Origin of the sequence: Mesorhizobium sp. B2-8-1 (genome assembly GCF_006440955.1) — a bacterium.
GTDB lineage: Bacteria > Pseudomonadota > Alphaproteobacteria > Rhizobiales > Rhizobiaceae > Mesorhizobium.
In genome coordinates this window covers 441,275-453,150 of sequence record NZ_VFTX01000001.1, presented here as the reverse complement: position 1 = coordinate 453,150, position 11,876 = coordinate 441,275, and the positions used below count along the sequence as shown (strand labels likewise).

13 protein-coding genes are annotated in these 11,876 nt (G+C 63.8%); 8 read left to right on the top strand and 5 right to left on the bottom strand.

Going from position 1 to position 11,876, the window contains the following annotated elements; translation table 11 throughout:
- Positions 1-37 precede the first annotated feature (37 nt).
- Positions 38-1,198: a YbfB/YjiJ family MFS transporter gene (locus FJ428_RS02195; RefSeq protein ID WP_140559351.1), complete on the bottom strand. Its 1,161-nt coding sequence runs from the start codon at positions 1,196-1,198 to the stop codon at positions 38-40.
- Positions 1,199-1,274: 76 nt separating this feature from the next.
- The gene (locus FJ428_RS02190; RefSeq protein ID WP_140497946.1) at positions 1,275-1,475 is read right to left on the bottom strand and encodes a hypothetical protein; all 201 of its coding nucleotides are present in this window, start codon (positions 1,473-1,475) and stop codon (positions 1,275-1,277) included.
- A gap of 93 nt (positions 1,476-1,568) precedes the next feature.
- On the opposite strand from FJ428_RS02190, the gene FJ428_RS02185 reads away from it, so the two are divergent.
- Genes FJ428_RS02185 through FJ428_RS02175 form a run of 3 tightly spaced genes read left to right on the top strand, consistent with a single transcriptional unit; the run spans position 1,569 to position 4,191 of the window.
- A complete protein-coding gene (locus tag FJ428_RS02185) occupies positions 1,569-2,561 on the top strand; it encodes a LysR substrate-binding domain-containing protein (RefSeq protein WP_140878854.1) in 993 nt (330 codons plus the stop codon).
- A complete protein-coding gene (locus tag FJ428_RS02180; RefSeq protein ID WP_140514741.1) occupies positions 2,558-3,814 on the top strand; it encodes an aminopeptidase in 1,257 nt (418 codons plus the stop codon). The genes FJ428_RS02185 and FJ428_RS02180 overlap by 4 nt, the downstream gene beginning before the upstream one ends.
- 23 nt (positions 3,815-3,837) lie before the next feature.
- Positions 3,838-4,191, top strand: coding sequence for a DUF488 domain-containing protein (locus FJ428_RS02175; RefSeq protein WP_140559348.1), 354 nt, complete (start codon positions 3,838-3,840; stop codon positions 4,189-4,191).
- 186 nt (positions 4,192-4,377) lie between these two features.
- Here FJ428_RS02175 and FJ428_RS02170 read toward each other — a convergent pair whose 3' ends face one another.
- From FJ428_RS02170 to FJ428_RS02160, 3 genes are all read right to left on the bottom strand, one after another.
- The gene (locus FJ428_RS02170; protein ID WP_140520840.1) at positions 4,378-4,731 is read right to left on the bottom strand and encodes an ArsC family reductase; all 354 of its coding nucleotides are present in this window, start codon (positions 4,729-4,731) and stop codon (positions 4,378-4,380) included.
- Between the two features lie 217 nt (positions 4,732-4,948).
- Complete coding sequence (locus FJ428_RS02165; RefSeq protein WP_140497937.1) at positions 4,949-5,302, bottom strand: nuclear transport factor 2 family protein; 354 nt, start codon at positions 5,300-5,302, stop codon at positions 4,949-4,951.
- Between the two features lie 130 nt (positions 5,303-5,432).
- Positions 5,433-6,212, bottom strand: a complete 780-nt coding sequence (locus tag FJ428_RS02160; protein WP_224519180.1) for a 2'-5' RNA ligase family protein — start codon at positions 6,210-6,212, stop codon at positions 5,433-5,435.
- A 127-nt stretch (positions 6,213-6,339) separates the two neighbouring features.
- Between FJ428_RS02160 and FJ428_RS02155 the strand changes: the two genes are divergently transcribed.
- The 5 genes from FJ428_RS02155 (at position 6,340) to FJ428_RS02135 (ending at position 11,745) form a co-directional block, all read left to right on the top strand.
- Entirely contained in the window at positions 6,340-7,497 is a 1,158-nt protein-coding gene (locus FJ428_RS02155; RefSeq protein ID WP_140878853.1) for a fumarylacetoacetate hydrolase family protein, read from the top strand.
- Positions 7,498-7,768: 271 nt separating this feature from the next.
- Positions 7,769-8,704 (top strand): substrate-binding domain-containing protein, encoded by a 936-nt coding sequence (locus FJ428_RS02150; protein WP_140497931.1) that lies wholly within the window; start codon positions 7,769-7,771, stop codon positions 8,702-8,704.
- A 119-nt stretch (positions 8,705-8,823) separates the two neighbouring features.
- On the top strand, positions 8,824-9,810 hold the full coding sequence (locus FJ428_RS02145; RefSeq protein ID WP_140558252.1) for an ABC transporter permease: 987 nt from the start codon (positions 8,824-8,826) through the stop codon (positions 9,808-9,810).
- Positions 9,811-9,813: 3 nt separating this feature from the next.
- A complete protein-coding gene (locus FJ428_RS02140) occupies positions 9,814-10,605 on the top strand; it encodes an ATP-binding cassette domain-containing protein (protein ID WP_140497927.1) in 792 nt (263 codons plus the stop codon).
- A gap of 117 nt (positions 10,606-10,722) precedes the next feature.
- Positions 10,723-11,745, top strand: a complete 1,023-nt coding sequence (locus tag FJ428_RS02135; protein WP_140878852.1) for a LacI family DNA-binding transcriptional regulator — start codon at positions 10,723-10,725, stop codon at positions 11,743-11,745.
- The last annotated feature ends 131 nt before the right edge of the window (positions 11,746-11,876 follow it).

Sequence of the window (11,876 nt, the reverse complement as noted above, 5' to 3'; positions counted from 1 at the left end):
GCCCATGCCCGATGCCCGGCACCGAGCAAACCCACAATCATGGCGATTTTGGCGCGGCCGACCATGTGATGACGCCGGAGGCGACCAGAACGGCCGCGGCGGCGATCGAGGCAAGGAAGAAATCGCCCGACGCCTGCGCCAGGAGCCCGGCGGCAATCGGGCCGATGATCTGGCCAAGACCGAACGAAGCCGTCATCAAGGCGAAGGTCCGCCGGGGAGCTTGTGGCGCCAGTTGCCGCGCGGTCTGCAGGCCGATCGCGGTGATGGCAATGAACGTGCCGCCAACGAGCAGCCCGCCGAGCAGCGGCCCGGTGCGCCCGCCCACCGCGACGCTTGCGACAATGCCGACGACCTCGACGAAACATCCCAGCGCATAGGTCGCGTAAAGGCCGATCCGTGCCGATATCTTCTGCCAGAGCCAGACCGAGGGAAAGCCGGCAAGACCGGTGACCATCCAGACCACCGCCTCGAACACGCGTCCGCCGCCGCCTTGCCGGACAATGGCGACAAGAAAGGTCGCCGTTACCACGTAGCCGAAGCCGAACAAGCCGTAAGCGACGATCACCTTGGTCAGCGAGCGGTCTTTTGGCAGCGCCGGCTCGCGGCCGGTATCGCCGCTGGCCAGCGGACCGCTGTCCACCAACAGCGCCACGACGACGAAGCCACAAGCCGAGATCGCCGCCGACCACAGCCAGCCCGCCGCCCAGCCGGCATGTTCGCTGACCAGGGCCGCCATCAGCACCGAGGACAGGGCGATGCCGAGGCCGACGCCGCCGAAATGCCACGCCTGCAGATCGCTGCGGCCGGCCGCAGCAAGATGGCTGAAAACAATGCTGGCCAGGAACACCATGACAAAGGCGCTGGCCAGGCCTGCAAGAAAGCGGATGACGAGAAACGCGGCGATCGTATCCGACAGCCCCATCAGCGCGGCAAGCAAGGCGCTGGCGCCGAGGCCGGCCAGCATCAGCAGGCGCTCGCGCCCATGCGCCCAGCCGCCCGCCGCGGCAAAGGCGCCGGCGAGGTAGCCGAGATAATTGGCCGACGCGATCCAGCCCGCATCGGCCGCCGACAGATGGAGTTCTTCCATCATGCCGGGCAGGATCGGCGTATAGACGAAACGACCAATGCCCATGGCGACAGCCATGGCGATCATGCCGGCGAAAGCGAACCGCAGCGCTGTTGAGGTGGCGGATGTCATCGCGGTGCACAATAAGTGCGAAGACCGGCGACACAACGTGCTTGCGTTGGGCCAGGCGCCGGACCGTCAGCACCAATCAGCGGCAGCCCGCTTGCGCCGTCTCGTGGGCGGTGCGTCGCGCCGTCAGCCGGAACGGTATGTCGCCGAGCTCACGCTCCGACATGGCGTCGAGCACGGGATGCGCAAGCGGATCGGCCAGCCAGGCGACCGCTTCGCCACCGTATGGCGGCTCGTGCACAGGGAATACTATCTTGAGCGACGATAACAGCCTCAACATGTCAGCCTCCGCAGGCCTGTCCCGTGAATAAAGTCTGCGTTTTCGGCATCACTTTCAATTGAGATTTCAGCCCCGCTGGTTTAGAAAAACTCAATGGCCATGCTCAACCGCGTCCACCTCAACGGCCTTCGCGCCGTGGAGACCGTCGCCCGTCTCGGCTCGCTCGCCGCGGCCGCCGGCGAACTCAACGTTTCGGCCAGCGCCGTTAGCCAGCAGATAAAGCGCGTGGAGCAGCAGCTCGGCCAGGCCGTGTTCGAGCGAACGACCAAGGGGCTGGTCCTGACCGAATTCGGCGCCATGTTCGCGATGCGCCTCGGCGCGGGTTTCCGCGAGCTCACCCAGGCCGTGGCGCTGGCCGACGAGGCGCGACAATGCACGCTGGTGGTTTCCGTGGCGCCGGCATTCGCCTCGAAATGGCTGCTGCCGCGGCTGTCGCATCACTTCACCCGGCATCCCAACGTGCTGTTGCGCATCGACGCCTCGGTGCGGCTGGCCGACCTCGACCATTCCGATATCGATATCGCCATCCGGCTTGGCGACGGCACATGGCCGGGCGGCAAGGCGGAGTTGCTTTTGGCACAAGAGGTGTTCCCGGTCTGCGCGCCCTCGATAGCGAAGAAACTGAAAGCGATCGAAGACCTTGCCCAGACCTGCGCGATCACCGACGAACGGGCGATGATCAACTGGGAAAGCTGGTTCGCCGCAGCCGGTGTCGAACCCGTCACCTTCCTGAAGGGCGCGCGCTTCACCGATCCGATGCTTTGCCTGGAATCGGCGATTGCCGGCCATGGCGTGATGCTGGGCTGGCAGTTGCTCGCCGCCGACGCGCTGGCGGACGGGCGGCTCGTCGCGCCGTTCGGGATCCGCGCCCAGAGCGGGCTTGGCTATTGGCTGGTGACCTCCGCCGCCAAGGCCGAAAGCCGCAAGGTCCGGGATTTCAAGCTCTGGATCAGGGAAGAGATCGAGGCGACGATGGCGCGGTTCGGCTCCGCGAAGACGGGCACGACCGATGCGATCACGGTGGAAAGCACCGTGGCGCCGGTCTATGTAGAGTCCGACATCAAACTACGGCAGGCAGGATCATGACCACACATTCGCGCGGCGTTTCCGCAACGATCGACCCGGTGAAGCTCGACAGGCTGGCCGAAGTCGCCATCAAAGTGGGGCTGCAATTGCAGCCCGGGCAGGACCTGGTGCTGACCTCCTCCATCGCCGCGCTGCCGCTGACCCGGCGCATCGTCGAGCATGCCTACAAGGCCGGCGCGGGGCTGGTGACGCCGATCTTCAACGATGACGAGATCACGCTGGCGCGCTTTCGTTATGGCGCGGACGCCGGCTTCGACCGCGCCGCCGGCTGGCTCTATGAAGGCATGGCCAAAGCCTTCTCCAACAATGCGGCGCGACTTGCCGTGCGCGGCGAAGATCCTTCGCTCCTGTCGGCGCAGGACCCGGCGAACGTGGCGCGCGCCAACAAGGCCAATTCGATGGCCTACCAGCCGGCGCTGGAAAAGATCACCGGCTTCGACATCAACTGGAACATCGTCGCCTATCCCGATCTCGCCTGGGCCAAGCAGGTCTTCCCCGATGATGCCGACGACGTTGCGGTGGCCAAGCTCGCCGACGCCATCTTTGCCGCCTCGCGGGTGGACGTGGAAGATCCGATCGGCAACTGGAAGGCGCACAATGCCGCCCTTCGCAGCCGCACCGAATGGCTCAACGGCCATGCTTTCCATGCGCTTCATTTCACCGGGCCGGGCACCGACCTGACGGTCGGGCTGGCCGACGGCCATGAGTGGATGGGCGGCGCCTCCACCGCCAAGAACGGCGTCACCTGCAATCCCAACATCCCGACCGAGGAGGTCTTCACCACGCCGCATGCGCGGCGGGTTGAAGGCCATGTTTCATCGACCAAGCCGCTCTCCTACCAGGGCACGCTGATCGACGAGATCTCGGTGCGTTTCGAGGGCGGCAGGATCGTCGAGGCGAAGGCTTCGAAGGGCGAGGACGTGCTGAAGAAAGTGCTGGACACCGACGAGGGCGCACGCCGGCTTGGCGAAGTGGCGCTGGTGCCGCATTCCTCGCCGATCTCGGCGAGCGGCCTGTTGTTCTTCAACACGCTGTTCGACGAAAACGCCGCCTGCCACATCGCGCTCGGCCAGTGCTATTCGAAGTGCTTCGTCGACGGCGCCTCGCTCAGCCAGGCCGAGATCGCGGAGCGCGGTGGCAACAAGAGCTTCATCCACATCGACTGGATGATCGGCTCGGACAAGATCGACATCGACGGCGTCGGCAGGGACGGCAGTCGCGTGCCGGTCATGCGCAAGGGCGAGTGGGCCTGACGGGAGCGCACGAAGGAGAGCGGATGGCCTTCGAGATCGCGGTCAAACGGGTGTATGAACCACCCTCGCCCGATGACGGGCAGCGGGTCCTGGTCGATCGTGTCTGGCCACGTGGCGTCAGCAAGGAGCATGCCGCGCTGGCGCTATGGCTGAAGGACATCGCGCCGAGCACCGACTTGCGCAAGTGGTTCGGGCACGAGCCCGAACGATGGGCCGAGTTCCAGAAGCGGTATCGTGCCGAACTGGAAGGCAATGGCGAGGCCGTGGCGCAACTGCGCGCCCTGCTCCGCGACGGCAAGGTGACGCTGCTCTACGGCGCCCATGACGAGGCGCACAACAATGCCGTGGCACTGGCGGGGTATCTGAGAGGACAGTGACCTGTCCCTTAGTCATCCTCGGGCTTGACCCGAGGATCCATGCCGTGACGTCCGTCCGGAAATGCAACGGAGCAGAATCAGCACGGCTGCGACGCCCAAAAGTCACGGCATGGATCCTAGGGTCTGCGCCGCGTCGCTTCGCTCCCTGCTCCGCCCTAGGATGACGAACTGAGAGTGTACCGCGCCCTACTTCCCGACCACCGCCGCCTCATAAACATCCGGCTTGAACCCGACCAGGATGCGGTCGCCAACCTCGAGCACAGGCCGTTTGATCATCGTCGGCTTGGCCAGCATCAGTGCCTTGGCCTTCTTTTCATCCAGGCCCTGCTTATCCTTGTCCGGCAACTCGCGGAACGTGGTGCTGCCCTTATTGAGCAGCTTTTCCCAGCCGACCTTGCGGACCCAGCCATCCAGCCTGCCCGCCTCGATGCCTTCCGCCCGATAGTCGTGGAACCGGTAAGGCACGTCGTGGCCCTCCAGCCAGACGCGGGCCTTCCTGATCGTGTCGCAGGTGGTGATGCCGTACATGGTGATCGTCAAAACAGGTGCCTTCCGGACTTCGAATCTGGCCGCAGATTAAGCAGCCCCGGCGCGCTTTGCCAGCGGCCCGGCAGAACCATCGAAGAGTAAGTTTATTCACTAGCGGGCGCGCGGTCGCCCATCCGTGACGACGATGTGCATCAGGTCGGATAGCGGCCAGGACATGATCCTGGCCGCTCAGGATGCGGCGAAATGTGCCGACAGCCGAAAACCCGTCTCAATAATAGAAGCGCTCTTCGGCAATCTTGCCGTTCTTGACCGTGTACAGGCCAACCTCGTCCATGGTGACACGCTGGCCCGTGGCCTTGGGCGTTATGTCAAATGTAAAGCGTACGGCGAACTGGTCGCCGTTGACATAAGGGCCCTCGACCGAGCCGCCATGGACTTCGTTGTTTTCCTGCCACCACTGGCCTTTCTGCTTGACGGCGTCCTTGCCGCGGCAGACGGCCATCGGCCCCTCCATGGCCTCATAGCTGACGATGTCGTCGGCATTGTATTTCTCGGCAGCACTTTCGTAGTCACCGCGCTTGAGAAGCTCCGTGAAATCCTTGGCAATTTCCGTGTTGGTCATGTGTTCCTCCTGTTCAGACGCATTGCAAATAGGGAAAGGTTGGCGGCCTGCCATCGTCGTGCCGTCTGGTAGCTGACATGCCATGTCAGGATGATGGACCGCGCGGACTATGCGAGGACGATGCAGGCTCTCACATGGCGGGCAGTGCATCGTCCTGGCCGGTCAGCCGCCAACGTCCGGGCTGCTTGTAGGCGCCCTTCCCAATGAGACTGTGGATCAGCACAAAATCCCGGACAGTCCAGCCGATCGGGTCGATCGACCGCTCGCGAATGCTGGGGACGCCCACTTCATCACGAAGCAATGTAACATGCGGTTCGATGGACCTGGTGAGAAAGGGTTTTAGCGGGCTGTCCGAGATCACCGCCGTCAGGTCACGCCAGAACTTCTGCAGCGACGGATTGCCATCGCTGCCGCGCAGGACCAGTGCACCACCGCCAAAAGCCGACAGGCGATCGAACGACACCTCGAAGGGCTTCGCAACGATCATCGATCCGATATGACAGGCGGCCTCTGCCAGCTCTTGCGGATATTCCTCATGGTCGCCGAGGCCGACAAGCGAGATGTGGATGTGATTTTCCGGAATCAGCCAGCCTTGCAATCCGAACTCACGGTTCAAGGCAATGGCCTTTCGCGCGAGACGACCAGCAATCGCGCTGCCGACGAGGATGGCAAAGAACAGCCGGTGGAAATGCTTCCCGGCCTGTTCCCATCGGAAAAAGGCCTGGCCGTTCTTCGCGGTTCCGAATGCGGGTTGCCCACTCATACTGATCTCGTCCGCCAATTCACTCAGGTTGGGCATATTAGAACAAAACGAGAACAAATGCAAGCCGAAAAATGAAGCAGGCGTCGGGACTCCCGCACCGCCGCATGCATTCAACCCCTGAAGGAGTGCTTCCTTGCGGTACGCCAATCGCCGACGACGCCGGCAGACATGGCGCCTGGCTCACCACAAACGGGATAGACCTTTGACAGGAATCCGGTGAAAGTGCCGCGCCGAACCAGCGAGCCGCATTTTTGATGATCAGAGGACCGCACGCATGACAAACCCGATGCATCTGCCCGCCGAAGGCCTTTTTGTCGGGCGCGCCAGAAGCAGCGACGCCGCGCATCCCCTGGTGGTCACGGTGCGTGATGGCACCGTCTTCGACATCACGTCGAGCACGGCGCCGACCGTGCGCGATATCTGCGAGATGGCCGATCCGGCCGGTTATGTGCGCTCGGCCAAGGGCAAGCCGATCGGCTCGCTCGATGATATCGCGGCCAACAGTTTCGAGGCCGCGCGTGATCCGGCAAGGCCCTATCTCATCTCCCCCGTCGACCTGCAGGCGATCAAGGCCTCGGGCGTCACCTTCGTCGTCAGCCTGCTGGAACGCGTCATCGAGGAACAGGCGCGCGGTTCGGCGGAAAAGGCCGACGCCATCCGCGCCGACATTGCCGGGCTGATCGGCCACGATCTGTCCAAGCTCAAGCCCGGTTCGCCGGAAGCGATGGAGATCAAGGCCAAGCTCATCGCGCGCGGCGCCTGGTCGCAATATCTGGAAGTGGGCATCGGCCCCGATGCCGAGATCTTCACCAAATGCCAGCCGATGGCCTCGGTCGGTTTCGGCGCCGATGTCGGCCTGCATCCCGTCTCTACCTGGAACAATCCGGAGCCGGAGATCGCCGTGATCGCCGCCTCAAGCGGCAGGATCGTCGGCGCCACCATCGGCAACGACGTCAATCTGCGCGATGTCGAAGGGCGCTCCGCGCTGCTGCTCGGCAAGGCCAAGGACAACAACGCCTCCGCCTCGCTCGGCCCCTTCATCCGCCTGTTCGACGGCACGTTCTCCATCGACGACGTAAAGCGGGCCGTGGTCCGGCTGAAAGTGGAAGGTGAGGACGGGTTCTCGCTGGAGGGCGCGAGCTCGATGGCCGAGATCAGCCGCTCTCCCGAAGAGCTCGTAGCGGCTGCCATGGGCCCGCATCACCAGTACCCGGACGGCCTGGCGCTCTATCTCGGCACCATGTTCGTGCCTTCGAAGGACCGCGGCGAGAAGGGCAAGGGGTTTACCCATAAGGTCGGCGACATCGTCACCATCTCGTCGGAGAAATTCGGCGCGCTGGTCAACCGGGTGCGACTGTCGCCGGACTGCCCGCACTGGACCTACGGCGCCAGCCATCTGATGCGCGATCTTGCCAAGGCCGGCCTCCTCTAGCTCTGGGTTCACCCGAGGGCGGTCAATCATCGCTCCGGCGACCCTCGAGGCCGGTATCACCTGCCGCGAAAAATCATCCGAACTGATGCAATCTGATGGGACCGCTGATGGCGCCCCGTCAGGCGCCGACTACGACTGACAGGCGGAGGCTTGCCATTTGTCGAAAAAGAGGATGCTCTGATCATCCAACACGACGTTGGCGGGAGGACGCGGTCTTGCCCGATCAAGAGGGCGGTTTCGAACTGATCAGTTTCAAACGGGAGGAAATCAAATGCTGACACGGCTAAGAGTGGTTCTATACGGCCTGCTGGTCGCGCTGACGGTCATTCCGGCGGCGGCGCAGGCCAAGACGTTCTACTGGATTTCACATGGCGGCCCGGCCGATCCGGTCTGGACATACTTCCTTGCCGGCGCCAAGCAATGGGCCAAGGACACCGGCAATACCGTCAACACCTCGTTCCACAATGGCGACGTCGCCTCGCAGCAGGAGGCGGTGCGGGCCGCGATCTCGGCCAAGGCCGACGGCATCACCACCACCAGCCCCGATCCGGGCAGCCTTGTCGAGATCGTCAAGGAAGCCCGCGCGGCCAACATTCCGATCATCAATTTCAACACGCCCGATCCCAAGGCCAATTTCAACGCCTATGTCGGCGGCGACAATGTCACCTTCGGCAAGCACTGGGCGCAGTATCTGGTCGACAAGGGCCTGGTGAAGAAGGGCGACTTCGTCTGGATGCCTGTCGAGATTCCCGGCGCCACCTATGGCGTGCAGGAAGAGGAAGGCATCAAGAGCGTGTTCGAGCCGCTCGGCATCACCTATGAGGTGACCGAGGCGACGCTCGACCAGGCCGAGGTGATCAACCGCATGGTCGACTATCTCACCGCCAACAAGGCCAAGGTGAAGGCGATCATCGGCCTTGGCGACCTCGTCACCGGCTCGATCAAACGCGTGTTCGACCAGGTCGGCGTCAAGCCCGGCGAAATCCCCGTCGTCGGCTGGGGCAACTCGCTCGACACCACCCAGGAAGTGCTGAACGGCTACGTCAATGCCGGCCAGTGGCAGGATCCGCAAGCGACCAGCTATGTCGCGCTGTCGCTCGCCAACATGGCCGCAAGCGGCATTCCCCCGGGCTTCAACGTCATCACCGGCGCGCTCTATGAGAAAGACACCGCCGAGATCTACGACAAGATCCTGTCCGGCAAATAGCCCCTGATCTCCAGCGCCGCGCGTCCACCGGGCGTGCGGCGTCCCGCCCTTTCGCCTGGTATCGAGCCGTTTGATGCGGCCCGATGGTCCGGCCCATTCCAACCAGTCGCGGGTTACACGTGGAAAATCGTTCGCTTGTCCAAGGCCTGATCGCGCGGCCGGAATTCGGCCCCTTCGTGCTGCTCGTCGTCGAGATCGCCGTCTTCTGGGGTTTCAACCACGACTTCCTGTCACCCCAGAACATCTCCAACACGCTGGCTTTCACGGTCGAGCTCGGGCTGATCGCGCTGGCGATGACGTTGCTGATGACGTCGGGCGAGTTCGACCTTTCCGTCGGCTCGCTGTTCGGCTTCTCGCCCGTGCTGATGTGGACGCTGTTCAACAGCGGCCTCACCTCGCTGGAGATGGGCTTCGTTGTCGCGCTGCTGGTCGCCGCCTTCATCGGCCTGGTCAATGGCTGGTTCGTCACGCAGCTCAAGATCCCGTCCTTCCTGGTCACGCTCGGCATGCTCCTGGTGGTGCGCGGCACCGCGCTGTTCGTCACCGACGGCTTTCCGCAGCGCACCTGGAGCGCCGAGGGCAGTTGGCTGGCGGAGGCGCTGGTCGGCGATTTCTTCATCGGCCCGTTCCGCATCTACATGTCGCTGTTCTGGTTCATCGCCGCGGCCATCGCGCTGGGCTATGTGCTGACGCAAAGCCGCACCGGCAACTGGATCCAGGCCGCCGGCGGCAACCCGAACGCTGCGAGGGCGCGCGGCGTCAATGTCAGCCGCGTCAAGATCGGCCTGTTCGTGCTGTCCTCGGTCATGGCCTCGCTTGCCGGCGTCATCTCCTCGCTGCGCACCTCGGCGGCCAACCCCAACAGCGGCACCGGCTACGAACTCGAGGTCATCGCCATGGTGGTGATCGGCGGCACGGCGCTGACGGGCGGGCGCGGCACCATCATCGGCACCGTGCTCGGCATCCTTATCCTGCGCGTCATGCGCAACGGCATCGTGCTGATCGGCGTGCCCGGCCTTGCCTACAACATCTTCATCGGCGCGATCATCCTTGGCATGATGGCGCTTCATTCATGGCTGGAACGCCGGCATCAGGCAGGGACGTGAACCATGGCCGAGCCACTGATCCGCATGCAGAACATCCGCAAGTCCTACGGGCGCGTGCAGGCGCTGGTGGACGCCAATTTCCATGTCAACGAGCGCGAGATCGTCGGCCTGCTCGGCGACAATGGCGCCGGCAAGTCGACGCTGATCAAAGTGCTGTCGGGCGCGGTGCCGCTGACCAGCGGCGACATCTTCATCCGCGGCAAGAAGGTGAACCTGCGCAACACCAGCGACGCCATCGCCAACGGCATAGAGACCATCTACCAGGACTCGGCGCTGGTCACGCAATTGTCGATCGCCCGCAATTTGTTCCTCGGGCGCGAGCCGATCAAGCCGCCGCGCTTCCTCAACCGCATGGACCAGGAGGCGATGAACACGGTCGCCCGCGACCTGCTCAAGCAGGTCGGCATTTCCAAGAACATTCCGCCGACCACGCCGATCGGCTCGCTCTCCGGCGGCGAGCGCCAGGCGGTGGCGATCGCGCGCGCCATGCATTTCGACAGCGATCTCATCATCCTCGACGAACCGACCAACAATCTCGGCGTCGCCGAAACCCAGGGCGTGCTGAGCTTCGTGCGCAGCGCGCGCGATTCCGGCCATTCCTGCATCTTCATCGCGCACAACATCCACCATGTCTTCCAGGTGGTGGACCGCATCGTCGTCATGCGGCGCGGCAAGGTGGTGGCCGGGGACATCGACCCCAAGACGACCAGCGTGGCGGAGGTTGAACGCGTCATCACCGGCATGTCGGACAAGGAGATCCGCGACGCCATCGCCGATGGCAAGGGGTCGCATTGAGGACGAGCGCAACATCCCTGGCGAAACAGCAGAATGGGCATCCGGGCGAATGGGCGCGATCGGCGCCGCTCAAATCGCCCGTCTGGCGTGCCATCGCATCGGCAATAGGGTTGCGGCATGAAAGCCACCGTCTCTGACATCGCCAGGAACTGCGAACTGTCGACGGCGACGGTCGACAGGGTGCTCAACAACCGGAAGGGGGTCACCGCGGCCAACCGGCAGCGCGTCATGGAGGCCGCCAAGCAGCTCGGCTATCTGCCGGTCGCCGATCAGGTAACGCTCCCCTCGCGGCCGGCCAATCTGGAATTCTTCCTGCCGATCGGCAGCAACGCCTTCATGCAGGATTTGGCCAGGCATATCGAGGATTATGCCTCGCGCCTGCCGCTCGTTGCCTCGTGCCGGATCCACAACCTCGCCGGAATCTCGCCGAACGCTTTGCAGACCGCCGTCGAAAACCTGTCGCTGAAAGCCAACGGCGTCGGCGTCATCGCCGTCGATCATCCCAGGACGCGCAACATCCTGCGCGACATCGTCGAGGCCGGCATTCGCCTGGTGATGCTGGTGTCCGATATTCCGGCCGCACCACGCTCGGCCTATGTCGGCATAGACAACCGGGTGGCGGGACGGACCGCCGCACTCCTGATGGGGCGTTTCCTCGGCGACCGCGAGGGCCAGTTGGCGATGGTGGTCGGCTCGCGCTCCTATCGCGGCCATGAGGAACGTGAGATGGGTTTCCGCTCCGTGCTCGGCGAGGAGTTCCCCAACCTGAGCGTCAGCAGCGCCGTCGAGATCAACGACGAGACCGGTGCCAGCTATGCCGAAACCATGAAGGCGCTGCGCAACGAGCCGGAACTGCTCGGCATCTATTGCATTGGAGCCGGACGCTCCGGCGTTGCCAAGGCCATCCGGGAGGCCAGGCCCAACCGCAAGCCGGTATTCATCTGTCACGACCTGACGAGGGAAACGCGCGGCTATCTCGTCGACGATCTCGCCGACGTCGTCATCGACCAGAATGCCAGGCTGATCGCCGAGCAATCGGTCATCCGCCTGCTTGGCTCGATCGCATCATCGGCGCCCTACCTGACGCGGAAATTCATCGAGCCGCGGCTGATCTTCCGGGAAAACGTCCCGGTGCAGTGACGCGGGCCGCGAGGCCTTCCGGTCACGTCGCGAGCGATACGGCGAATCTGCACAGCTGCTATGCACGATTCACGATTGCCGAATCATTGGGCAACTCATAGCTTTTGGTTGTCGGCCATCTACTCCTCCCA

Bases quoted from the DNA above. Each gene is read 5' to 3' on its own strand.
- FJ428_RS02155 (WP_140878853.1), top strand. From the start codon at position 6,340: ATGACAAACCCGATGCATCTGCCCGCCGAAGGCCTTTTTGTCGGGCGC.
- FJ428_RS02140 (WP_140497927.1), top strand. From the start codon at position 9,814: ATGGCCGAGCCACTGATCCGCATGCAGAACATCCGCAAGTCCTACGGG.
- FJ428_RS02135 (WP_140878852.1), top strand. From the start codon at position 10,723: ATGAAAGCCACCGTCTCTGACATCGCCAGGAACTGCGAACTGTCGACG.
- FJ428_RS02195 (WP_140559351.1), bottom strand. From the start codon at position 1,198: ATGACATCCGCCACCTCAACAGCGCTGCGGTTCGCTTTCGCCGGCATG.
- FJ428_RS02175 (WP_140559348.1), top strand. From the start codon at position 3,838: ATGGCCTTCGAGATCGCGGTCAAACGGGTGTATGAACCACCCTCGCCC.
- FJ428_RS02190 (WP_140497946.1), bottom strand. From the start codon at position 1,475: ATGTTGAGGCTGTTATCGTCGCTCAAGATAGTATTCCCTGTGCACGAG.
- FJ428_RS02180 (WP_140514741.1), top strand. From the start codon at position 2,558: ATGACCACACATTCGCGCGGCGTTTCCGCAACGATCGACCCGGTGAAG.
- FJ428_RS02185 (WP_140878854.1), top strand. From the start codon at position 1,569: ATGGCCATGCTCAACCGCGTCCACCTCAACGGCCTTCGCGCCGTGGAG.
- FJ428_RS02150 (WP_140497931.1), top strand. From the start codon at position 7,769: ATGCTGACACGGCTAAGAGTGGTTCTATACGGCCTGCTGGTCGCGCTG.
- FJ428_RS02165 (WP_140497937.1), bottom strand. From the start codon at position 5,302: ATGACCAACACGGAAATTGCCAAGGATTTCACGGAGCTTCTCAAGCGC.